The organism is Pseudomonas sp. NFX183, assembly GCF_047943075.1.
Taxonomy (GTDB): Bacteria; Pseudomonadota; Gammaproteobacteria; order Pseudomonadales; family Pseudomonadaceae; genus Aquipseudomonas.
In genome coordinates, this window is record NZ_CP181333.1 from 1,162,561 (window position 1) to 1,183,995 (window position 21,435).

Annotated in this window: 17 protein-coding genes; 10 read left to right on the forward strand and 7 right to left on the reverse strand. The window is 60.9% G+C overall.

Annotated features, from left to right (window positions below; translation table 11 throughout):
* The first annotated feature begins 1 nt into the window (after position 1).
* The 3 genes from ACM530_RS05525 to ACM530_RS05535 all read left to right on the forward strand — a co-directional run bounded on the left by ACM530_RS05525 (position 2) and on the right by ACM530_RS05535 (position 3,330).
* Positions 2–970 carry an ABC transporter ATP-binding protein gene (locus ACM530_RS05525; protein WP_242194736.1) on the forward strand — a complete coding sequence of 323 codons (969 nt, stop codon included), beginning with the start codon at positions 2–4 and terminating at the stop codon, positions 968–970.
* Positions 970–1,941 carry a peptide ABC transporter ATP-binding protein gene (locus ACM530_RS05530; protein WP_106578631.1) on the forward strand — a complete coding sequence of 324 codons (972 nt, stop codon included), beginning with the start codon at positions 970–972 and terminating at the stop codon, positions 1,939–1,941. The genes ACM530_RS05525 and ACM530_RS05530 overlap by 1 nt, the downstream gene beginning before the upstream one ends.
* 252 nt (positions 1,942–2,193) lie before the next feature.
* Positions 2,194–3,330 carry a hypothetical protein gene (locus ACM530_RS05535; protein ID WP_416364400.1) on the forward strand — a complete coding sequence of 379 codons (1,137 nt, stop codon included), beginning with the start codon at positions 2,194–2,196 and terminating at the stop codon, positions 3,328–3,330.
* An 85-nt stretch (positions 3,331–3,415) separates the two neighbouring features.
* Here the strand turns inward: ACM530_RS05535 and ACM530_RS05540 are convergent, their stop codons facing one another.
* The 3 genes from ACM530_RS05540 to ACM530_RS05550 all read right to left on the reverse strand — a co-directional run bounded on the left by ACM530_RS05540 (position 3,416) and on the right by ACM530_RS05550 (position 5,803).
* Positions 3,416–3,676 (reverse strand): hypothetical protein, encoded by a 261-nt coding sequence (locus ACM530_RS05540; protein ID WP_404486875.1) that lies wholly within the window; start codon positions 3,674–3,676, stop codon positions 3,416–3,418.
* Between the two features lie 97 nt (positions 3,677–3,773).
* Complete coding sequence (locus ACM530_RS05545) at positions 3,774–4,031, reverse strand: hypothetical protein (RefSeq protein WP_145165253.1); 258 nt, start codon at positions 4,029–4,031, stop codon at positions 3,774–3,776.
* 188 nt (positions 4,032–4,219) lie between these two features.
* Positions 4,220–5,803, reverse strand: coding sequence for a peptide chain release factor 3 (locus ACM530_RS05550; protein ID WP_145165255.1), 1,584 nt, complete (start codon positions 5,801–5,803; stop codon positions 4,220–4,222).
* A 332-nt stretch (positions 5,804–6,135) separates the two neighbouring features.
* Here ACM530_RS05550 and ACM530_RS05555 point away from each other — a divergent pair, with 332 nt between their 5' ends.
* The 5 genes from ACM530_RS05555 (at position 6,136) to ACM530_RS05575 (ending at position 11,218) form a co-directional block, all read left to right on the forward strand.
* Positions 6,136–6,852, forward strand: coding sequence for an ABC transporter permease (locus ACM530_RS05555; protein ID WP_025856261.1), 717 nt, complete (start codon positions 6,136–6,138; stop codon positions 6,850–6,852).
* A 20-nt stretch (positions 6,853–6,872) separates the two neighbouring features.
* Positions 6,873–7,769 (forward strand): glycine betaine ABC transporter substrate-binding protein, encoded by an 897-nt coding sequence (locus ACM530_RS05560; RefSeq protein WP_145165257.1) that lies wholly within the window; start codon positions 6,873–6,875, stop codon positions 7,767–7,769.
* 11 nt (positions 7,770–7,780) lie between these two features.
* Complete coding sequence (locus tag ACM530_RS05565) at positions 7,781–8,434, forward strand: ABC transporter permease (protein ID WP_027604864.1); 654 nt, start codon at positions 7,781–7,783, stop codon at positions 8,432–8,434.
* Positions 8,431–9,588 (forward strand): betaine/proline/choline family ABC transporter ATP-binding protein, encoded by a 1,158-nt coding sequence (locus ACM530_RS05570; RefSeq protein WP_053131666.1) that lies wholly within the window; start codon positions 8,431–8,433, stop codon positions 9,586–9,588. The genes ACM530_RS05565 and ACM530_RS05570 overlap by 4 nt, the downstream gene beginning before the upstream one ends.
* Before the next feature lie 466 nt (positions 9,589–10,054).
* Positions 10,055–11,218, forward strand: coding sequence for a type III PLP-dependent enzyme (locus ACM530_RS05575; protein ID WP_053254366.1), 1,164 nt, complete (start codon positions 10,055–10,057; stop codon positions 11,216–11,218).
* 46 nt (positions 11,219–11,264) lie between these two features.
* Here the strand turns inward: ACM530_RS05575 and ACM530_RS05580 are convergent, their stop codons facing one another.
* Together ACM530_RS05580 and ACM530_RS05585 are read right to left on the reverse strand one after the other, a co-directional pair.
* Complete coding sequence (locus ACM530_RS05580; RefSeq protein ID WP_416364401.1) at positions 11,265–12,014, reverse strand: tetratricopeptide repeat protein; 750 nt, start codon at positions 12,012–12,014, stop codon at positions 11,265–11,267.
* A 1-nt stretch (position 12,015) separates the two neighbouring features.
* Positions 12,016–12,696 (reverse strand): Fe2+-dependent dioxygenase, encoded by a 681-nt coding sequence (locus ACM530_RS05585; protein ID WP_369302581.1) that lies wholly within the window; start codon positions 12,694–12,696, stop codon positions 12,016–12,018.
* A gap of 207 nt (positions 12,697–12,903) precedes the next feature.
* On the opposite strand from ACM530_RS05585, the gene ACM530_RS05590 reads away from it, so the two are divergent.
* Together ACM530_RS05590 and ACM530_RS05595 are read left to right on the forward strand one after the other, a co-directional pair.
* Positions 12,904–15,189, forward strand: coding sequence for a TonB-dependent receptor (locus tag ACM530_RS05590; protein WP_369302580.1), 2,286 nt, complete (start codon positions 12,904–12,906; stop codon positions 15,187–15,189).
* 136 nt (positions 15,190–15,325) lie between these two features.
* Positions 15,326–17,851, forward strand: a complete 2,526-nt coding sequence (locus tag ACM530_RS05595) for a PepSY domain-containing protein (protein ID WP_416364402.1) — start codon at positions 15,326–15,328, stop codon at positions 17,849–17,851.
* A 132-nt stretch (positions 17,852–17,983) separates the two neighbouring features.
* Here the strand turns inward: ACM530_RS05595 and ACM530_RS05600 are convergent, their stop codons facing one another.
* Together ACM530_RS05600 and ACM530_RS05605 are read right to left on the reverse strand one after the other, a co-directional pair.
* On the reverse strand, positions 17,984–19,525 hold the full coding sequence (locus ACM530_RS05600) for an alkaline phosphatase D family protein (RefSeq protein WP_145165269.1): 1,542 nt from the start codon (positions 19,523–19,525) through the stop codon (positions 17,984–17,986).
* Between the two features lie 194 nt (positions 19,526–19,719).
* The gene (locus ACM530_RS05605) at positions 19,720–21,435 is read right to left on the reverse strand and encodes a PTS fructose-like transporter subunit IIB (RefSeq protein ID WP_416364403.1); all 1,716 of its coding nucleotides are present in this window, start codon (positions 21,433–21,435) and stop codon (positions 19,720–19,722) included.

The window sequence follows — 21,435 nt, forward strand, 5'->3', positions numbered from 1 at the left end:
CATGTCACTGTTAGAAATCAAGAATCTCAACGTACGCTTCGGCGACACGACCGCCGTGCCGGTGGTCGATGGCCTCGACATTTCCGTCGACAAAGGCGAAGTACTGGCGATCGTTGGCGAGTCGGGCTCGGGTAAATCCGTGACCATGATGGCGCTGATGGGCCTGATCGAGCACCCCGGCATCGTCACCGCCGACGCCCTGAACTTCGATGGCAAGGACATGCTCAAGCTGAGCAACCGTCAGCGCCGCCAAATCGTCGGCAAAGACCTGGCGATGGTGTTCCAGGACCCGATGACCGCGCTGAACCCCAGCTACACCGTGGGTTTCCAGATCGAAGAAGTGCTGCGCCTGCACCTGAAAATGTCCGGCAAGCAAGCGCGCAAACGTGCGATCGAACTGCTCGAAAAAGTGGAAATCCCGGGCGCCGCCAGCCGTATGGATGCCTACCCGCACCAACTGTCCGGCGGTATGAGCCAGCGTGTCGCAATCGCCATGGCGATTGCCGGCGAGCCGAAACTGCTGATCGCGGATGAGCCGACCACGGCCTTGGACGTAACCATTCAGGCGCAGATCATGGAGCTGCTGCTGGCCCTGCAGAAAGAGCAGAACATGGGCCTGGTGCTGATCACCCACGACCTGGCCGTGGTGGCCGAAACCGCCCAGCGCGTGTGCGTGATGTACGCCGGCCAAGCCGTGGAAGTCGGCCAGGTGCCGCAACTGTTCGACATCCCGGCGCACCCGTACAGCGAAGCGCTGCTCAAGGCGATCCCCGAGCACAGCCTGGGCGCCACGCGCCTAGCCACGCTGCCGGGCATCGTGCCCGGTCGTTATGACCGCCCGCAGGGTTGCCTGCTGTCGCCACGTTGCCCGTATGTGCAGGAATCCTGCCGTGCCCAGCGGCCTGGCCTTGACCCGAAAACCAACAGCCTCGCGCGCTGCTTCTACCCCTTGAACCAGGAGGTGGCGTAATGGCCGTCGTTCTTACCGCCCGCGACCTGACCCGTCACTACGAAGTCTCCCGTGGCCTGTTCAAGGGCCACGCGCTGGTACGCGCGCTTAATGGTGTGTCGTTTGAACTGGAAGCCGGCAAGACCCTCGCCGTGGTGGGTGAGTCGGGTTGCGGCAAATCCACCCTGGCCCGCGCGCTGACGCTGATTGAAGAGCCGTCGTCGGGCTCGTTGAAAATCGCCGGCCAGGAAGTCGCCGGTGCCGACAAGGCCCAGCGCAAGCAACTGCGCAAAGACGTGCAGATGGTGTTCCAGAGCCCGTATGCCTCGCTGAACCCACGGCAGAAAGTCGGTGATCAACTCGGCGAGCCGCTGTTGATCAACACCAATCTGTCCGCCGCCGAGCGCCGCGAGAAAGTGCAGGCGATGATGAAGCAAGTGGGCCTGCGCCCTGAGCATTATCAGCGCTACCCGCACATGTTTTCCGGTGGTCAGCGCCAGCGTATTGCCCTGGCCCGCGCCATGATGCTGCAACCCAAAGTGCTGGTGGCCGATGAACCGACCTCGGCACTCGACGTGTCGATCCAGGCCCAGGTGCTTAACCTGTTCATGGACCTGCAGCAGGAATTCAACACCGCCTACGTGTTCATTTCCCACAACTTGGCAGTGGTGCAACACGTTGCCGACGACGTGATGGTGATGTACCTCGGCCGCCCGGTGGAAGTGGGCCCCAAGGAAGACATCTACGCCCGCCCGCTGCACCCGTACACCCAGGCGCTGCTGTCGGCCACCCCGACCATCCACCCAGACCCGAACAAGCCGAAGATCAAGATCGTCGGCGAACTGCCCAACCCGCTGAACCCGCCATCTGGCTGCGCGTTCCACAAGCGCTGCCCGTATGCGACAGCGCGTTGCAGCAGCGAGGAGCCGTTGTTGCGGCCGCTGGACAACCGCCAGGTGGCTTGCCACTACGCGGAGCAGTTCGTGGCCTGAGCCTGCTGGCAACAAAAATGCCCTGGCGATAGCGCCAGGGCATGACAGGTGTTCTACAAGCCCTTCCCATCAGGTTGCGCATCAGCCTGTTGGGAGGGGCTTTTTTTTGGCTCGCACCACCCGCTTTTGATGACCAAATCCCTTTCAGTATTCGAAACCAATCTAACTGCCTGTCAGTTCTCACAGTAGCCAGCCACGGCCTTTTGCATTGTTATGAGTTCACCCCTTTATCCAATGGACGGGTAATCGCTCATGACAACTTTCACTGTTTTTTTCTGCGGCACTGGCTCAACCAAGTTTGACGATACTCACGCAAGTTATTGGAACGGTGAGTTGATTTCCACGCTGGCGCAAAACACTCAAAGCGTCAGTAAGGAGTTTGCCGAATGGATTGTTATCGACGGCCCCGGCAGCGGCAACTTGCAGGCCGATGAGATGTTCTCCGAGTCTGGCAATTATCCTCAGTTAAAGGGCACCGCCCTGGGCTCCGGCTGGGAAGAAAATGTGGCTCACGCGGTTAACATCATGAAGGGCACGTTTACCTGGCAGCGCGAAAAACTGACGGAGGAAAACTACACCCAACTGCAAAAAGCCGGCATTCCGATTGAAGACGTCAAAGTCACCGGCAGTTGGTATTGGCGCACTTACGATTACGGTACGCGCAAAGTAACGCAGCAGCAGTTGCAAGAGCAGATCATCAAGACCTTCCGAAAAGACGGCATCATTCCCACGCGCGTCAACCTGGTCGGCTGGAGCCGCGGCGGGATCAGCTGCCACATGCTGGCCAACGCCATGCTCAACGACAGCGTCTTGAAGAATGTGCCGGTCAATATCTTCGCTGTCGACCCGGTTCCGGGACTTTTGAACTTCCAGAGCAGTCGAGTAACGCTCGGCAGCAACGTCAAAGAGTACGTCGGTTTTTACGCAAGGGACGAGCGATCTTCCGGCTTCGCATGTGTCGTGCCCACCTTTGATAAAAGTACCCATGTTCATATCTATCCAATGCCCGGGCGCCACGCGACCTTGATGGGTAATGCTGCCCCCGACGGAAACCAGGGTGCCAAGGTGTATGCCGAACCCGGAGAGATTGTTCGTCACTTTGCAGAAACTTGCCTGACGCGATGGGGTGTGCGCCTGGAAAAGAAACTCAACCTCACGCCCGGCCAGATAAATGACCGTCTTACAAAGATGAATAATGATTTGAGCGGGTACGTGGCGATGCGTAGTACGGTTTACACCACCCGCACGTCCACTGCAGGTGAACGCAGCATTACCAAGGGCAGCAGCGATATTAAATTCACCGCCGCGAGCGGCACCGATTACCTGCCAGGACAGGGACTTTCAATAGACAAGATAGTGGACAGCGACTATTTCAAAGACATCGCGTAATTCTTATAAGGGAACAGGTTAAGCGTTTACAGCCCTCCCGTCAGGCGGTGCATACCTGACGGGAGGGGCCGTGCTTCAGGCCGAATCAGGTATCACTGTCACCTTGATCGCTATCATCGTCATCCGGGGCTTGCTGGTCGTCATCATCCTTGGAACCGCCTTGGTCCTCATCGCCTGGTTCGGCTTCCGACTTGGCCAGTTGCAGGCCCTTGCCCTGCACTGTCTGCACCGCCGAAAAGCCCGTCTGACTGCCCTGCACCGGGTTATGCGCCCAGGCCGTCGACATCCCCAACGACAACAGCACCAGCACTTTTATCAACAGCACTACACGTTGAAAAATACTCATGGTCGATTTCCGTCCAGTCAGTAGATGAATCCTGCACGACAGCGTTTTACCGTCGCCAGGTTAGAAGCTAGTCCCAATGCCGGGTTTGCGCCAGGCTTCAGGTGTCGCCATCGTCGTAGGTGTCGCTGTCCTCGCCTTCGTTATAAGGGTTTTCTGCGTCTTCCTTCGGCGCGGGTTGGGCTTGGGGTTGCCAACTGCCGGAGTTGACTTCCTTTTGCTTTTTTTTGCTGACGGGGCCGGTGTCCTTCCACTGGGGGGTTCCGGCATCCGCCAGCGCCGCGGTGTGAGCCAAAGCAGTGGACAGCCCCAAGGCCCCCAGCAGCACCACATGAATGGCGCGTTGAGTTATACGCAAGGTCGCCTCCTGATCCGTCGCTGATTGGGTGAAGTAGTTGAAACGCTAGACCGGATGCGGACTTCTCGCCAATGCCGCTGACAGATGAGGATCAAATGTGGGAGCTGGCTTGCCACATTGAGTCAGCGGCGCGCCCACAAAAAAGGGCGAAGCCATGACAGCTTCGCCCTTTTTTTACCGCTCAGACCTTAATGGTGCTCACGCGTCGCGCGGAATTTCACATCCGGCCAGCGCTCTTCCATCAATGCCAGGTTCACGCGGGTCGGGGCCAGGTAGGTCAGGTGACCGCCGCCGTCCACTGCCAGGTTTTCCACAGCCTTGTTGGAGAACTCTTCCAGCTTCTTCTTATCGCTGCAATCGATCCAGCGCGCGGAGTACACGGTGATTGGCTCGTAGGAGCATTCAACCTTGTATTCCTCTTTCAGGCGGCTGGCGACCACATCGAACTGCAACACGCCGACGGCGCCAAGGATGATGTCGTTGCTGCGCTCGGGGAAAAACACCTGGGTGGCACCCTCTTCCGCCAATTGCTGCAGGCCCTGGCGCAGTTGCTTGGATTTGAGCGGGTCGCGCAGGCGTACGCGGCGGAACAGTTCCGGGGCGAAGTGCGGGATACCGGTGAAGCCCAGCACTTCGCCCTCGGTGAAGGTGTCACCGATCTGGATGGTGCCGTGGTTGTGCAAGCCGATGATGTCGCCGGCGTAGGCTTCTTCGAGCTGTTCACGCTCGGAGGAGAAGAACGTCAGGGCATCGCCGATGCGCAGGTCCTTGCCGGTGCGCACGTGGCGCATCTTCATGCCTTTTTCGTATTTGCCGGAGCAGATACGCATGAAGGCGATACGGTCGCGGTGCTTGGGGTCCATGTTCGCCTGGATCTTGAACACAAAGCCGGTGAATTTCTCTTCGACCGGTTCCACGGTGCGCTCATTGGCAACCCGGGCCAGAGGCTTCGGCGCCCAGTTCACGACGGCGTCGAGTACGTGGTCGACACCGAAGTTGCCCAACGCAGTACCGAAGAACACCGGGGTCAGCTGGCCGTCGAGGAATTCCTGCTGATTGAACTCATGGCAGGCGCCCTGCACCAGCTCCAGTTGATCAACAAAGCGGTCGTACTCGTCACCCAGGTGGGCGCGGGCTTCGTCGGAGTCGAGCTTCTCGATGATTTTCACATCGGTGCGCTCGTGGCCGTGGCCAGCGGTGTAAACGATGATGTAGTCGTCGGCCAGGTGGTACACGCCCTTGAAGTCGCGGTAGCAACCAATCGGCCAGGTGATCGGCGCAGCCTTGATCTTCAGGACCGCTTCGATTTCATCGAGCAACTCGATCGGGTCGCGAATATCGCGGTCGAGTTTGTTGATGAAGCTGACGATTGGCGTGTCACGCAGGCGGCACACGTCCATCAGCGCAATGGTACGTGGCTCAACGCCCTTACCGCCGTCGAGGACCATCAAGGCCGAGTCCACCGCGGTCAGGGTGCGGTAGGTGTCTTCGGAGAAGTCTTCGTGGCCCGGGGTGTCGAGCAGGTTGACCATGTGGTCGCGATACGGGAACTGCATGACCGACGTGGTAATGGAAATACCCCGTTGTTTTTCCATTTCCATCCAGTCGGAGGTGGCATGGCGGTCGGATTTGCGGGATTTCACCGTGCCGGCCACTGCGATTGCCTTGCCCATCAGCAGGAGCTTCTCGGTGATGGTGGTTTTACCGGCATCGGGGTGGGAAATAATGGCGAAAGTGCGGCGTTTCGCGACTTCGGCGGCCTGGTGGGTCATGGGAAATCGCCTGGCAGGTGAGTCAAAAAAGGGCGGCGAGTATAGCGCAAACCCAGGGAGCCAGACCACCGTTCACCCGATTGGGGGTGGCTAAATGCTGCCAAGTGTGGAACCTTTTAAAAGGTAGAGACGTCCACTCCCCTGCTACCGCACTCGTACCAGGGGCTGAAAAATCAGCAAGTTAGCCTGACGAGGCTGCGCTCATGGCTTGATCGCATACCGCGTTGCCGGTATCGGCGAGCTGCTTTTCGCGAACTCATTCGCCGACAGCCAGGAATGGCATTGCCGCTCGGAAATGTGTTCGCCGACAAAAGAAAAAAAGGAGTCCGCCTGTGGCTATTCGCTATGGCAAAGGGCTGATAGGAGGAGCGGTTGTCGTCGCTCTCCTGGCCCTGCTGGTCCACTGGATCGGCATCAACACGATCGAACTGTACCGCGACGATTTGTTGTTTTACCTGCAAGCACACTTGATCCTCGTTCTTGTCTCCATGCTGGCTGCCCTCGTTGTAGGCATCCCCGCCGGTATCCTGCTCAGCCGACCGAACATGGTCGGGCGCGCAGAACGTTTCATGCAGATCTTCAACATCGGCAACACCGTCCCTCCCCTGGCCGTACTGGCCATCGCCCTCGGCGTCCTCGGCATCGGCAGTGGCCCGGCCATCTTCGCGTTGTTCCTCGCCTCGTTGCTGCCCATTGTGCGCAACACCTACGAAGGCCTCAAAAACGTTCAAGGCTCACTGAAAGAAGCCGCCACCGGCATCGGCATGACGCCGCGCCAGGTGCTGTTTCGCGTGGAATTGCCCAACGCCGTGCCGATCATCATCGGCGGTGTGCGCGTGGCCCTGGCGATCAACGTCGGCACCGCACCGCTGGCGTTCCTGATTGGTGCCAACAGCCTGGGCAGCCTGATCTTCCCCGGCATCGCCCTGAACAATCAGCCGCAACTGCTGCTCGGCGCCGCGTGCACCGCGCTGCTGGCATTGCTGCTTGACGGTCTGGTGACCATGGCCAGCCGCCTCTGGCTGGAACGCGGGTTGCGTCCGTCTTAAGGCTTGGCAAAGGAATTCACATGAAAAAACTGACATTGATATTGAGCTGCGTCCTGCTGTTCGCAGGTTTTGCGCAAGCCGCTGAAAAACCGGTGATCCGCATCGGCGCCCGAGTGTTCACCGAACAGACCCTGCTCGCCGAAATCACCTCCCAGTACCTGCGCACCAAGGGTTACGACACCCGCGTGACCGGCGGCCTGGGCAGCAACCTGGCGCGCAGTGCCCAGGAAAGCGGGCAACTGGACCTGATCTGGGAATACACCGGCGTGTCGCTGGTGGCCTACAACCATGTGGACGAGAAGCTCGACAGCGAACAGTCCTACGCCCGAGTTAAAGAACTCGATGCGAAAAAAGGCCTGGTCTGGCTCTCCCCGTCGAAATTCAGCAACACCTACGCATTGGCGTTGCCGGAAAACGTGGCCAAGGAATTCCCGCAGATCAACAGCATCAGCGACCTGACCCAAGCCCTGGCCGAGAAAACCAAAGGCACGCGCCTGGTGGCCTTGGACACCGAGTTCGCCAACCGTTCCGACGGCATGGCCGGCATGGTCAAGCTGTATGACATGAACCTGACCCGCAAAAACACCCGGCAGATGGATGCCGGCCTGGTCTACACCGCGCTGCGTAATGGCCAGGTGTTTGCCGGGTTGGTCTACACCACCGACGGTCGCCTGAATGCCTTCAAATTGAAGCTGCTGGAAGACGACAAACACTACTTCCCGGACTACACCGCTGCGCCGGTGGTGCGTCAGGATTATCTCAACGCTCACCCTGAACTGGCCGCTGACCTGAAACCGCTGGCCGCGCTGTTCGACGACGCAACCATGCGCCAGCTGAACGCGCGGGTCGACGTTGACCATGAAAGCCCGTCCGCCGTGGCCGCAGACTTCCTGCGCCAACATCCCATAAGCCAATAAGAGGAGAAGACATGGAATTTCTGAACGCCTTTTCCCATCTTGATTGGGCCCAGGTCCTGCACCTGACCTGGCAGCACATCACCCTGGTCGGCATTGCCGTCATTCTGGCAATCGTCGTGGGCGTGCCGCTGGGCGTGCTGATGACGCGCTTCCCGACCCTGGCCGGCCCGCTGCAAGCCAGCGCCACGGTGCTGCTGACCGTGCCGTCGATCGCGCTGTTCGGCCTGCTGCTGCCGTTCTATTCCAAGTTCGGCCAGGGCCTGGGGCCGATGCCGGCGATCACCGCGGTGTTCCTCTACTCGCTGCTGCCGATCATGCGTAACACCTACCTGGCCCTGACGGGCGTGGAACCGGGCATCCGCGAAGCCGCCAAAGGCATCGGTATGACCTTCGGCCAGCGCCTGCGCATGGTTGAACTGCCCATCGCCGTGCCGGTGATCCTCGCCGGTGTGCGCACCGCCGTGGTGATGAACATTGGTGTGATGACCATCGCCGCCACCATCGGCGCCGGTGGCCTGGGTGTACTTATTCTGGCTTCCATCAGCCGCAGCGACATGTCGATGCTGATCGTTGGCGCCGTGCTGGTCAGTCTTCTGGCCATCTTCGCCGACCTGCTTCTGCAATGGCTGCAACGCTCGCTGACTCCAAAAGGACTGCTCAAATGATCGAACTTCAAAACCTGACCAAGACTTTTCAAAGCAACGGCAAAACCGTATCTGCCGTGAACGACGTAAGCCTGACCGTCAATGAAGGCGAGATTTGCGTGTTCCTCGGCCCATCGGGTTGCGGCAAAAGCACCACGCTGAAAATGATCAACCGCCTGATCAAGCCCACCTCGGGCAAGATCCTGATCAACGGCGAAGACACCACCGACCTGGATGAGGTGACCCTGCGTCGCAACATCGGTTATGTGATCCAGCAGATCGGCCTGTTCCCGAACATGACCATCGAGGAAAACATCGTGGTCGTACCCAAGCTGCTCGGCTGGGACAAGCAGAAATGCCACGACCGCGCCCGCGAGTTGATGAGCATGATCAAGCTGGAGCCCAAGCAGTATCTGCATCGCTACCCGCGTGAACTGTCGGGCGGCCAGCAACAGCGCATCGGCGTGATCCGTGCGTTGGCGGCCGATGCGCCGCTGCTGCTGATGGACGAGCCGTTCGGCGCGGTTGACCCGATCAACCGCGAGATGATCCAGAACGAATTCTTCGAGATGCAGCGCGCGCTGAACAAGACCGTGATCATGGTCAGCCACGACATCGACGAAGCGATCAAGCTGGGCGACAAGATCGCGATCTTCCGCGCCGGCAAGCTGCTGCAGATCGACCACCCGGACACGCTCCTGGCGCACCCGGCTGACGAGTTCGTGAGCAATTTCGTCGGCCAAGACAGCACGCTGAAGCGCCTGCTGCTGGTGAAAGCCGAGGACGCGGCGGACAACGCCCCGTCGGTGAGCCCCGAAACCCCGGTGGCCGAGGCCCTGGAGCTGATGGACGAAACGGACCGTCGCTACGTGGTGGTCACCTGTGCCGAGAACAAGGCGCTGGGTTATGTACGACGTCGCGACCTGCACCGTCAGACCGGTACCTGCGGCCAGTACTTGCGCGAGTTCAACGCCACGGCGGCGTATGACGAGCACTTGCGCATCCTGTTGTCGCGCATGTACGAGTTCAACCGCTCGTGGTTGCCGGTGATGGACGCGGAGCGTGTGTTCCTGGGTGAAGTGACTCAGGAATCGATTGCCGAGTACCTGAGTTCCGGTAAGTCGCGTGGCGGCAAGACCAGTATTGTCTCCCCTGCCGAGACCGCCCTGGCCTGATCTGAAACAACCCAGGTCAACCTGTGGGAGGGGGCTTGCCCCCGATGACGGTGTGTCAGTCACTTCATCAGTCACTGATCCACCCCTATCGGGGGCAAGCCCCCTCCCACATTTGCTCGCTGAAATCCCGCCGATTTAGCCCTCCCGGGGAACATCAATCCGTCACACCGGTCGGTTACATAAGTAGCTGCACGAGGTCCTGCGACGAACGCGTGCAAAAACGCGACATTTTTAGTTGATCTATGGCCCCTCACGTCCTAAAGTTCGCGCCGAACGTCCATGCTGGAAACGATCCATCCGGCTCAAGTACTGACGACGAGACAGCAAGGCCAAGGGAAGCAGTGATTCCCGTGGCCTTTTTGCTTTCGGCGACATGCCTTGGGAAGTAGGCGAACCAAAGTGGGGATACGGAGGACGTTCATTTGCACCCATTGATCAAATTAGTTTGCCCTTAGGAGTTCCCAGCATGTCGATCAACGTCGAAGATTATTTCGCGCGCGCCACGTTTGACAAAATGAAAGCGTTCGCCGACAAGCAAGAAACCCCATTCGTGGTGATCGACACCGCGATGATCAGCCAGGCCTACGATGACCTGCGCGCCGGTTTCGAATTCGCCAAAGTTTATTACGCAGTCAAGGCCAACCCTGCCGTCGAGATCATCGACCTGTTGAAAGACAAGGGTTCGAGCTTCGACATCGCCTCGATCTACGAGCTGGACAAGGTCATGGACCGTGGCGTCAGCCCCGACCGTATCAGCTACGGCAACACCATCAAGAAATCCAAGGACATCCGCTACTTCTACGAGAAGGGCGTGCGCCTGTTCTCCACCGACTCCGAAGCCGACCTGCGCAACATCGCCAAGGCCGCGCCGGGCTCGAAAGTCTATGTGCGTATCCTCACCGAAGGCTCGACCACGGCTGACTGGCCGCTGTCGCGCAAATTCGGCTGCCAGACCGACATGGCCATGGACCTGCTGATCCTCGCCCGTGACCTGGGCCTGGTGCCATACGGCATCTCCTTCCACGTCGGCTCGCAGCAGCGCGACATCAGCGTGTGGGACGCGGCGATCGCCAAGGTCAAAGTGATCTTCGAACGCCTGAAAGAAGAAGACGGCATTCATCTGAAGCTGATCAACATGGGCGGTGGCTTCCCGGCCAACTACATCACCCGCACCAACAGCCTGGAAACCTACGCCGAAGAAATCATCCGCTTCCTCAAGGAAGATTTCGGCGACGACCTGCCGGAAATCATCCTGGAACCAGGCCGTTCGTTGATCGCCAACGCCGGCATCCTGGTCAGCGAAGTGGTGTTGGTGGCGCGTAAATCCCGCACCGCCGTCGAGCGTTGGGTGTACACCGATGTGGGCAAGTTCTCCGGCCTGATCGAAACCATGGACGAAGCCATCAAGTTCCCGATCTGGACCGAGAAAAAAGGCGAGATGGAAGAAGTGGTCATCGCCGGCCCTACCTGCGACAGCGCCGACATCATGTACGAAAACTACAAGTACGGCCTGCCGCTGAACCTGGCGATTGGTGACCGTCTGTACTGGCTGTCGACCGGTGCGTACACCACCAGCTATAGCGCTGTGGAATTCAATGGCTTCCCGCCGTTGAAGTCTTACTACGTGTAAGCAATTCGCACACAAAAAACCCATGACATGTCATGGGTTTTTTTGGTCAGGACAGGCTCGCGGCGCGCTGTTGGTAGGCCTCGGCCATCGCCCGGACCTGCGGATCACTGGCTGCGGCCAACGCGGTGTGAGCCGTTCGCAAAAACTTCAGATTGCCGCCCGCCAGCGCCTTGCGCAGCCACGCCAATGCCTCGTCGATTCGGCCTCGGTCAGCCAATATCGCGGCATAGCTGAACTGCCCGCGAAAATCCCCGCCCTCGGCTGAACGCCGATACCACTCGACAGCCGCCTCAAAATCCCTCGGGCAAGAGTGGCCGTCTTCCAAATAACGCCCCAGCAGGTTCATCGACTTGGCGTGGCCCTGCTCTGCAGCCAGCCGATAAAACCCCAGCGCTCGCGGTCGGTCTTCGTCGACACCACGACCGGTTGCCAGCAAATTGGCATAGTTGTACTGGCCCCAATCCAACCCGGCCTCTGCCGCCAGGCGATACTCCCGCGCAGCTGCCACCTCATCGACGGCGCAGCCCCAGCCATGTTCCAGGCAACGCCCGGCCATATTGCGTGCCATCAACTGCCCGCCGTTGGCGGCGATCTGGAACCAGCGCAGCGCCAGCGCTTCATCGCGCGCAATGCCGCGCCCTTCCAGCAGGATTTGTCCCAGCAAGGCCTGGGCGTCTACCACGCCCTCCTTGGCGGCCATCAAAATCGCCTGGGCGGCGCGCACCGGGGAATCGTCGAGCATGCTTTGCAGTTGCTCGACGTTGAGCACTTCTTCACGGCGCAATAAAAAGCCCATGTCAGACCTCGACCCAGCGGCGCAACAGGTTGTGGTACGTGCCGGTGAGTTGGATCAGCGCTGGATGGTCAGGAACATCGCGGGTCAGTTGCTGGATGGCGCCGTCCATCTCGAACAGCAAGGTGCGCTGGCTGTCTTCACGCACCAGGCTTTGGGTCCAGAAGAACGAGGCGTAACGCGCGCCACGGGTTACGGCGTTGACCTTGTGCAGGCTCGAACCCGGGTACAGCACCATGTCGCCGGCCGGCAGTTTGACCCGCTGCAGGCCGAAGGTGTCCTGGATCTCAAGCTCGCCGCCGTCGTATTCCTCTGGATCACTGAAGAACAGCGTGGACGACAGATCGGTCCGCACCCGTTCATGGCTGCCCCGCGCCTGGCGCACGGCGTTGTCGATATGGAAGTCGAAACTGCCACCGGCCGTGTAGCAATTGAGCAAAGGCGGGAAGACCTTGTGCGGTAACGCCGCTGACATAAACAGCGGGTTTTTCCACAAACGCTCAAGCATCGCCGCGCCAATTTCCTTGGCCAGCGGGTGGCCTTCGGGCAATTGCAGGTTGTGTTTGGCTTTGGCGGACTGATGCCCGGCGGTGATTTTACCGTCGGCCCACTCGGTGCTTTCCAAGGCTTGGCGAATGCGCAGCACCTCCTCGCGAGAGAACAGGCCGGGAATGTGCAGCAGCATGGGGCAGTACCTGAAGGCAGAGAGGCGCCAATGGTATTGATTCTTATCCGCCCTGTAAAACGCGGGAGACGAACGAGTTGGTAAAAACCGTAAGCAAAAAGTGTAAAGAATGTAAATTCAGTGCGAATAGTAATGTATCGCAATTGATAGAAACTCTTGTTGACCCTATATTCCGCGGCCTTACAACCTTGGGGAAGGGACACGTCAATGTCGCGCACACTGCTAAAAACACCAGCCAGTTCACCACGCATGCTGGCTTCGGCCATCGGCGTCGCACTCAGCGCCAGCTCTGCCGCCCAATTGGCGCAAGCGGCCGAGAGCACCGAACAGAAAGGCGAGCGCAACAGCATCTCCCTGGGCGCCACCAGCATTACCGGCCAGGAGCAGGACAACACGTCCTACCAGGTGGAAAAAGCCGCTTCGCAAAAGTACACCGCGCCATTGGTAGACACCCCACGCTCGGTGACCGTGGTGCCGCAACAAGTGCTCAAGGACACCGCCGCCACCTCGTTGCAGGACGCCTTGCGCACTGTACCGGGCATTACTTTCGGTGCCGGTGAAGGCGGTAACCCTCAGGGCGACCGTCCGTTCATTCGCGGCTTTGATGCCCAGGGCGACACTTATCTGGACGGCGTGCGCGACACCGGCGGCCAGAGCCGCGAGATCTTCGACATCGAATCGATTGAAGTCAGCAAAGGCCCGAACTCCTCGTTCGGCGGTCGTGGCTCGGCGGGCGGCAGCATCAACCTGGTGAGCAAAACGCCACAGGCGCGCGACTTCACCAACGGCGGTTTCACCTACGGCTCCGACCAGACCCGCCGCTACGTGCTCGACGTGAACCGCCAGTTCCTCGACAACGCCGCGTTCCGCTTGAACCTGATGAGCCACGAGCAGAACGTGGCTGGCCGCGATGTCATCGACTATGACCGCTGGGGTGTTGCGCCGTCGCTGACCTTCGGCCTGGGCACGCCGACGCGCGTCAACTTCAGCTACTACCACATGGAAAGCAACGACCTGCCGGACTCGGGCATTCCCTACGGCTACAGCTCGCCGACCGCCACAGCCCACGGGCACGACAAACCCACCGATGGCGGCGACAGCAACAACTTCTACGGCTTGAAGGACCGCGACTTCCGCAAGACCCGCGCCGATATCAGCACGTTCTCCATCGAGCACGACCTGAACGACAACATGACGCTGAAAAACACCCTTCGCCATGGCAGCACCGGCCAGGACTACGTGCTCACTCAACCGGACGACAGCCAGCGCAACGTCAGCCGTTTCGGCACCGTGTGGCGCCGTGCCAACACGCGAGTGTCGACCACCGACACCACCACCAACCAGACCGACCTGTTCGGCAATTTCCAGCTGGCGGGCATGAAGCACTCGTACTCCACCGGCCTGGAATTCACCGGCGAAGAAACCCGCGTCAGCGGCTACACGGTCAGCCCGAACGCCAACCCGACCTGCACCGTGGCCAAAGGCAGCCTGGGCGGGCAGTGCACCTCGCTGAGCAACCCGACGCCGGACGACGCCTGGACCGGCAGCGTCGCGCGCAACTACTACGGCACCAACACCAAGGCCACCAGCCGCGCCGCCTACGCGTTCGATACCATTGAGCTGGACCCGAAATGGCTGTTGAACCTGGGCCTGCGCTACGACACCTTCGACACCGAAGCCAACACCAACGCCGCCGCGGGGCGCAGCAAAATCAAGGACGACAGCCAGTTCTTCAACTGGCAGGCGGGCCTGGTCTGGAAGCCGCTGGAGAACGGCAGCATCTACACCTCCTACGCCACCTCGGCATCGCCTGCCGGCGGCATGGTCGGCGAAGGCCAGGAAACCAACGGCTTCGTCACCGGCATCAACACCAGCGACCTGAAACCCGAAGAAACCGTCAACTACGAACTGGGCACCAAGTGGGACCTGTTCCACAACCGCCTGTCCCTGACCGGCGCGATCTTCCGTACCGAGAAGAAAAACACGCGCATTCTGGTGGACTCCAACACCTACGAGACCGCGGGCGAATCGCGAGTGGACGGCATCGAACTGTCCGCCAGCGGCAAGCTCACCGAACAATGGCAAGTGTTCGCCGGCTACAGCTACCTGAAAAGCGAGCTGGTTGACCCCGGCAAAAACGGCAACCGCCAGGGTGTCGTCACTGCCGGTTCCAACCAGGGCAACCAAATGCCCAACACGCCGAAAAACACCTTCAGCCTGTGGACCACCTATGACATCACGCCAAAGCTGACCATCGGCGGCGGCGCGTTCTACGTCGACCAGGTTTACGGCGATGCGGCCAACACCGTTTACGTGCCGTCCTACACGCGCTACGACGCCATGGCCAGCTACAAGCTGACCAAGAACGTCGACCTGCAATTGAACGTGCAAAACCTGACCGACAAGACCTACTACGACAAAGCTTACGCGGCGCACTTCGCCAACCAGGCGGCCGGTCGTACGGCGTTGTTGACCACCAGTTTCCACTTCTAAACGCGGCAAACTTCTGGCCCAAAGCCCCACGCATCGGATGCGTGGGGCTTTTGCGTGTAAAACAGAAGATTTCTCGTTAGCCCACGGCATAATGCGCGCCGTGACTTATATATCCAGATGAGCGAGGCGGTCCGACGTGTTGAAGAAAACCCTGTTCCAGTTGCACTGGTTCTTCGGCATTACCGCCGGGCTGGTGCTGGCATTGATGGGGATTACCGGGGCTACGGTCTCGTTTCAGGATGAAATTCTGCGCGCGCTCAATCCGACCGTATTGAGCGTCGAAAAACGCGAAGCCGGCGTGCTGCCGCCTGCCGAACTGGTGCGCAAGCTGGAGGCCACCGAAGGCAAAACCGTGTCGATGCTGTGGGTGGAAAGCGACAGCGGCAACGCTGCGCGCGTGTTCTTCACCGCACCGCCGGGCGAACGGCGTGGCCAGATGCGCTACTTCGACCCGTACACCGGCAACTACCTGGGCGACGCCGTCGGCCAGGACGTGTTCGGTTTCATCTTGCAGCTGCACCGCTTCCTGGCGGCTGGCGATACCGGCCGGCAAATCACTGGCGCCTGCACGCTGATCCTGGTGTTCTTCTGCCTGTCGGGCCTGTACCTGCGCTGGCCGCGCCAGGTGGCAAGCTGGCGCGCCTGGCTGACGCTGGACTGGCGCAAAAAGGGCCGCAGTTTCAACTGGGACCTGCACTCGGTGTTCGGCACCTGGTGCCTGCTGTTTTATCTATTGGCCGCGCTCACTGGCCTGTATTGGTCGTATGACTGGTACAACCAGGGCGTGACCAAACTGCTCTCCGACGCCCCGCAAAATGAACGCATGCGCAAGCGCGGCCCGCCGCCCGAAGGCCCGGCGCCGGTGGCCGACTACGACGCAATCTGGAGCAGCATCTACGCCAACGCCGGCCCCGGCTTGAGCGCCTACAACATCCGTATGCCGGCCGTCGCCGGGCAGCCGGCCATTGTGTATTACCTGCTCAACACATCGCCGCATGACCGCGCGCTGAACCAGATCAACCTCGACCCGGCCACCGGCGAGATCAAGTCCCATGACCGCTACGCGAGCAAGACCTTCAAGTCGCAATTGCTCACCAGTGTCTACGCGCTGCACACCGGCAGCTACTTCGGCCTGGTAGGCCGCATCATCCTGACCGTCAGTGCGCTGTGCATGCCGCTGTTCTTTATTACCGGCTGGCTGCTGTACCTCGACCGCCGCCGCAAAAAGCGCCAGGTCCGCGATGCCCGCAAAGGCCTCGGCGCCAACCACAGCGACACCCCGGCGTGGCTGATCGGCTTTGCCAGCCAGAGCGGCTTTGCCGAACAGCTTGCGTGGCAGACGGCCGGCCAATTACAGGCCGCCGGCCTGCCGGTGAAGGTGCAGCCGTTGGGCAGTGTCAGCCAGCAAGACCTGTGTGAGTCAGAACATGCACTGTTTGTGGTCAGCACCTTCGGCGACGGCGAAGCGCCCGACAGCGCCCGTGGTTTCGAACGCAGCGTGCTCGGCCAGGACCTGTCGCTCAAAGGCCTCAACTACTCGGTGCTGGCCCTGGGTGACCGCCAGTACGAACACTTCTGCGGCTTTGCCCGGCGCCTGCATTTCTGGCTAACCCATCAAGGCGGCAACCCGTTGTTCGCGCCTGTGGAAGTCGACAGCGGCGACACCGACGCGCTGCTGACCTGGCAACAGCAACTGGGCCAGCTCACCGGACATGCGCCGGCATCCGCCTGGCAGACCGCCCAGTACGAAAACTGGACCCTGACCCGACGCACCCTGCTCAACCGCGACAGCGTCGGCTCGGACATCTACTTGCTCGGCCTCACACCGCCTGCGCCACACACCTGGCTGGCCGGCGACCTGGTGGAAATACTGCCGCGCAATTGCCCGTGGGCCATTGAACACTTCCTCGCCGGCCTGGGCCTGGCCGGCAGCGACGGCGTGTTGATCGAGGGCCTTGCGCAAACCCTCAACCAAGCCCTGGCAACCCGCCAACTGCCGGACAACCGCGCGCACTTGGTCGGCCTGCATGCCCAGGCACTGGTGAACGCCCTGGTGCCCCTGGGCATGCGCGAATACTCCATCGCCTCGATTGCCAGCGACGGCGTGCTGGAGCTGATCGTGCGCCAGGAACGTCACCCCGACGGCAGCCTGGGCCTGGGTTCCGGCTGGCTCACCGAACACGCCGCCCTCGGCTCAAGCATCAGCCTGCGCGTGCGTCGCAACAGTGGTTTCCATCTGCCTGAGGCGCCAGTGCCGCTGATCCTTTTGGGCAACGGCACTGGCCTTGCCGGCCTGCGCAGCTTGCTCAAGGCACGCATTGCCGCTGGTCAGCAGCGCAACTGGCTGCTGTTTGGCGAGCGCAATATCGCCCACGACTACCTGTGCCAGGACGAGCTGCAAGGCTGGCTGGCCAGCGGCGATCTGGCCCTGCTGGACCTGGCGTTTTCGCGCGATCAGGAGGAAAAAATCTACGTACAGGATCGCCTGCGCGAGTCGGCGGACGTGCTGCGTCGATGGCTGGCGGACGGCGCCGCCATTTATGTCTGCGGCAGTTTGCAGGGCATGGCGACGGGCGTGGACCAGGTGCTGCATGAGGTGCTGGGCAGCGAAGCAGTCGAGCGCCTGATCGAGCAGGGCCGCTATCGCCGGGATGTGTACTAAGCCCTCATAAACACCGAGGATCAAATGTGGGAGCTGGCTTGCCTGCGATGCAGGCACCTCGGTGTATCAGTGACACCAGGGTGATGCAATCGCAGGCAAGCCAGCTCCCACAGTGTTTAAGTGCATTGCAGGTCAGGCAGGCTGCAGCTTTTGCTCGAACACCGAGACCCCATCCAAGTCGCGCAAGATCACCGTCAACTCCGCCGTTTGCCCGTCAATCTGCACCTCACCAAAAAACTGAAACCCGGCCAGCGGCGAGGTGTTCTGCGCAGGCGGCGCCTTCTCGAACACCACCTGCGGGCCAAAGGTTTTATCCAGCGGGTTGGGCCCAAAACTCCCTGCATTCAAGGGCCCGGCCACAAACTCCCAGAACGGCTCGAAATCCTGAAACGCCGCCCGGTCGGGGTGGTAATGGTGCGCTGCGCAGTAGTGCACATCCGCCGTCAGCCAAACGTGGTTACGCACCTGCTGGGCACGCAGAAACCCCAACAGTTCGGCAATCTCCAGCTCACGGCCCTGGGCCGGGCCAGGGTCGCCATTGGCGATCGCTTCCCAACGTGGTACGCCGGGGCTGACCTCGCCGTCGGGCACGCCAAGGCCGATGGGCATGTCAGCGGCGATGACCTTCCATTGCGCCTTTGAGGCCTTGAGTTCGCGCTTGAGCCAGTCCAGTTGCTCACGGCCCATGAACGGTTTTTCGCCACCCAGGTTGTCGTCGTTGGGGCCGCGGTAACTGCGCATGTCCAGTACGAACACATCCAGCAGCGGGCCGTAGCTGAGCTTGCGATAAATCCGCCCGCCGCCATCGGCGCTTTGCCGACGCATCGGTGAATACTCCAGCCAGGCCTGACGTGCGCGGCCGACCAGGGTGTTGATGTCCTTGGTCTGATAGCGCTCATCGAGTTGCTTGCTCGGCGACCAGTTATTCACCACCTCGTGATCGTCCCATTGCCAGATCTGCGGCACCTCGGCGTTGAAGCGGCGCACGTTTTCGTCGAGCAGGTTGTAGCGGTAATTGCCGCGGTATTCATCCAGGGTTTCGGCGACTTTGCTCTTGGCTTCGGTGGTGATGTTGCGCCAGATGCGTCCGTCTTCAACGCTCAGTTGCGCCGGCACCGGGCCGTCGGCGTAGATGGTGTCGCCGCTGTGGATAAAAAAGTCCGGCAGGCGCAGGCGCATCGCTTCGTAGATGCGCATGCCGCCAATGTCCGGGTTGATACCAAAGCCCTGGCCGACGGTGTCGCCGCTCCACACAAAACGGATGTCACGGCGTTGTTGCGGCACGCTGCGCAGGTGGCCGAACCACGGCTCGCTGGCGACGCCGGTCTGGGCGTCTTCAAAATGCACGCGGTAAAAGATCGCCTGGTCGACCGGTAACCCCGTGAGTTCGACGCGGGCAGTAAAGTCGGTGCGGCTGTCGGCCAGTGGCGAGATGAATTTTCGCGGGTTGCTGAACACGCTGCGGGTGTCCCATTCCACCACCATCTTGGCCGGGCGGTCGCTGCGGCTCCAGATCATCGCGCGGTCGCCCAGCAGGTCGCCGGACTGCACGCCATCGGTGAGTTGCGGCCGGTCCTTGACCGACGCGATCACCGCCGGCGCCAGGCCCGGCAGCAGCAGGCCCGCGCCGACGGCTTGCATCACGCGGCGACGGCCGAGATCGAAGTGGCTCATGCAGGTGCCCTCTTGAGTATCAAAAGGTCAACTAAAGCACGCGGGGATGAAGCGGATGTGACACCCGACTCGGCAGCCCCGAAGATCCAAATGTGGGAGTGGGCTTGCCCGCGAAAGCGCAGTGTCAATCAACCAATACATTGACTGGCACACTGCGTTCGCGAGCAAGCCCGCTCCCAAATTTTTGGCCGGTGTCAGGCCTTTCCCGCAGCTTCTGTGAGTTCCAGCGCCTCAGGGCGCTTGATCAGCGCATACACCAACCCCGTCAACAGGCTGCCGGCAACAATCGCCAGCAAGTACAGCAGGGCATGGTTCATCGCATTGGGAATGATCAGCACAAACAGGCCACCATGAGGCGCCGCCAGTTTGCAGCCGAAATACATCGACAGCGCGCCGGTCAAGGCGCCACCGGCGATGCTGGCCGGGATCACGCGCAGTGGGTCTTTGGCCGCAAACGGAATCGCGCCTTCGGAGATAAAGCACAGGCCCAGAATCATCGCGGCCTTGCCGGCTTCGCGCTCGGTCTGGGCGAACTTGCGCCGCGCCAGGAACGTGGCGATGCCCATGCCAATCGGCGGCACCATGCCAGCGGCCATGGTCGCGGCCATCGGCGCGCCGCTGGAAGCGGCCAGCAAGCCGACGGAAAACGCATACGCCGCCTTGTTGATCGGCCCACCCAAATCGACGCACATCATGCCGCCCAGGAGGATACCCAGCAGCACCGCGTTGGTGGTGCCCATGGTGCTGAGAAAGTCGGTCAGGCTGCTGAGCAGCCGCGCGACCGGCGGGCCGACCAGATAAATCATCGCAAGGCCGGTGAACAAACTCGCCAGCAATGGAATGATCAGGATCGGCTTGAGCGCCTCCAGGCTCTGCGGCAACTTCACCGCGCGGGTGATCAGTTTGACGCAATAACCGGCGAGGAAACCGGCGAAAATCCCGCCGATAAAACCCGCGCCCAACGTGCCCGCGAGCAGGCCGCCAATCATGCCCGGCGCGAGGCCGGGGCGGTCGGCAATCGAGTAGGCGATATAGCCCGCCAGCAACGGCACCATCAGCATGAAGGCCTGGTCGCCGACGGTTTTGAGTGCCGCCGCCAAGGTACCCTTTTCTTCAAAGGCATGAATGCCGAACACAAACGACAAGGCAATTAGCAACCCGCCGGCCACCACCATCGGCAACATGAACGACACACCGGTGAGCAGGTGTTTGTACACGCCGGTCTTTTCCGATTTTTTCGCCAGCGCGCTGCCGGCCGCGCTTTCCACCGCGCCTTCGGCCAAGGCTTTGTTGAGCGTGGCTTCGGATTGCTTGAGGGCAATGCCGGTGCCACAGCGGTAAATCTTCTTGCCGGCGAAGCGCTCGGTGGCCACTTCAATGTCGGCCGCCAGCAACACCACGTCGGCATTGGCGATGGCCTCCGGGCTCAAAGGCGTGCGCGCGCCCACCGAGCCCTGGGTCTCGACCTCCAAGTCGTAGCCCAGGCGCTTGGCGGTTTGCTGCAAGGCTTCAGCCGCCATAAAGGTGTGCGCTACGCCGGTTGGGCAGGCCGTGACCGCGACGATACGCGGCGCGGTTTTGGCTGCCTGCTGCGTCGCCACATAGACCTCAGCCTCTTCGGCGCCGCGACGCAATACTGCGTCCACATCCGCCAACGCCTGGGCCGGCGTGCTCTGGAACACGCGCTTGCCGACAAAGCGCTGCATCTCCACCGGCGTGCTGCTGACCAGCAACACCCAATCGGCGTCATCGAGCGTGGCCTGGGACAACTGGCGTTCCGGGTGCTGCACGTCCACCACTTCGACGCTGGTGTGCAAGCCCTGGCGCTGCGCGGCGGCGTCCAACAAGCGGGCGCACAGCACACTGGTGACCATGCCGTTCGGGCAGGCGGTAACAATGGCTAACTTCAT

What these genes read in the sequence shown, in the direction of transcription:
- ACM530_RS05540 (WP_404486875.1), bottom strand. Translation starts at nt 3,676, where the DNA reads ATGAGTATTTTTCAACGTGTAGTGCTGTTGATAAAAGTGCTGGTGCTG.
- ACM530_RS05525 (WP_242194736.1), top strand. Translation starts at nt 2, where the DNA reads ATGTCACTGTTAGAAATCAAGAATCTCAACGTACGCTTCGGCGACACG.
- ACM530_RS05575 (WP_053254366.1), top strand. Translation starts at nt 10,055, where the DNA reads ATGTCGATCAACGTCGAAGATTATTTCGCGCGCGCCACGTTTGACAAA.
- ACM530_RS05585 (WP_369302581.1), bottom strand. Translation starts at nt 12,696, where the DNA reads ATGCTGCTGCACATTCCCGGCCTGTTCTCTCGCGAGGAGGTGCTGCGC.
- ACM530_RS05570 (WP_053131666.1), top strand. Translation starts at nt 8,431, where the DNA reads ATGATCGAACTTCAAAACCTGACCAAGACTTTTCAAAGCAACGGCAAA.
- ACM530_RS05560 (WP_145165257.1), top strand. Translation starts at nt 6,873, where the DNA reads ATGAAAAAACTGACATTGATATTGAGCTGCGTCCTGCTGTTCGCAGGT.
- ACM530_RS05590 (WP_369302580.1), top strand. Translation starts at nt 12,904, where the DNA reads ATGTCGCGCACACTGCTAAAAACACCAGCCAGTTCACCACGCATGCTG.
- ACM530_RS05580 (WP_416364401.1), bottom strand. Translation starts at nt 12,014, where the DNA reads ATGGGCTTTTTATTGCGCCGTGAAGAAGTGCTCAACGTCGAGCAACTG.
- ACM530_RS05600 (WP_145165269.1), bottom strand. Translation starts at nt 19,525, where the DNA reads ATGAGCCACTTCGATCTCGGCCGTCGCCGCGTGATGCAAGCCGTCGGC.
- ACM530_RS05550 (WP_145165255.1), bottom strand. Translation starts at nt 5,803, where the DNA reads ATGACCCACCAGGCCGCCGAAGTCGCGAAACGCCGCACTTTCGCCATT.
- ACM530_RS05535 (WP_416364400.1), top strand. Translation starts at nt 2,194, where the DNA reads ATGACAACTTTCACTGTTTTTTTCTGCGGCACTGGCTCAACCAAGTTT.
- ACM530_RS05530 (WP_106578631.1), top strand. Translation starts at nt 970, where the DNA reads ATGGCCGTCGTTCTTACCGCCCGCGACCTGACCCGTCACTACGAAGTC.
- ACM530_RS05605 (WP_416364403.1), bottom strand. Translation starts at nt 21,435, where the DNA reads ATGAAGTTAGCCATTGTTACCGCCTGCCCGAACGGCATGGTCACCAGT.
- ACM530_RS05565 (WP_027604864.1), top strand. Translation starts at nt 7,781, where the DNA reads ATGGAATTTCTGAACGCCTTTTCCCATCTTGATTGGGCCCAGGTCCTG.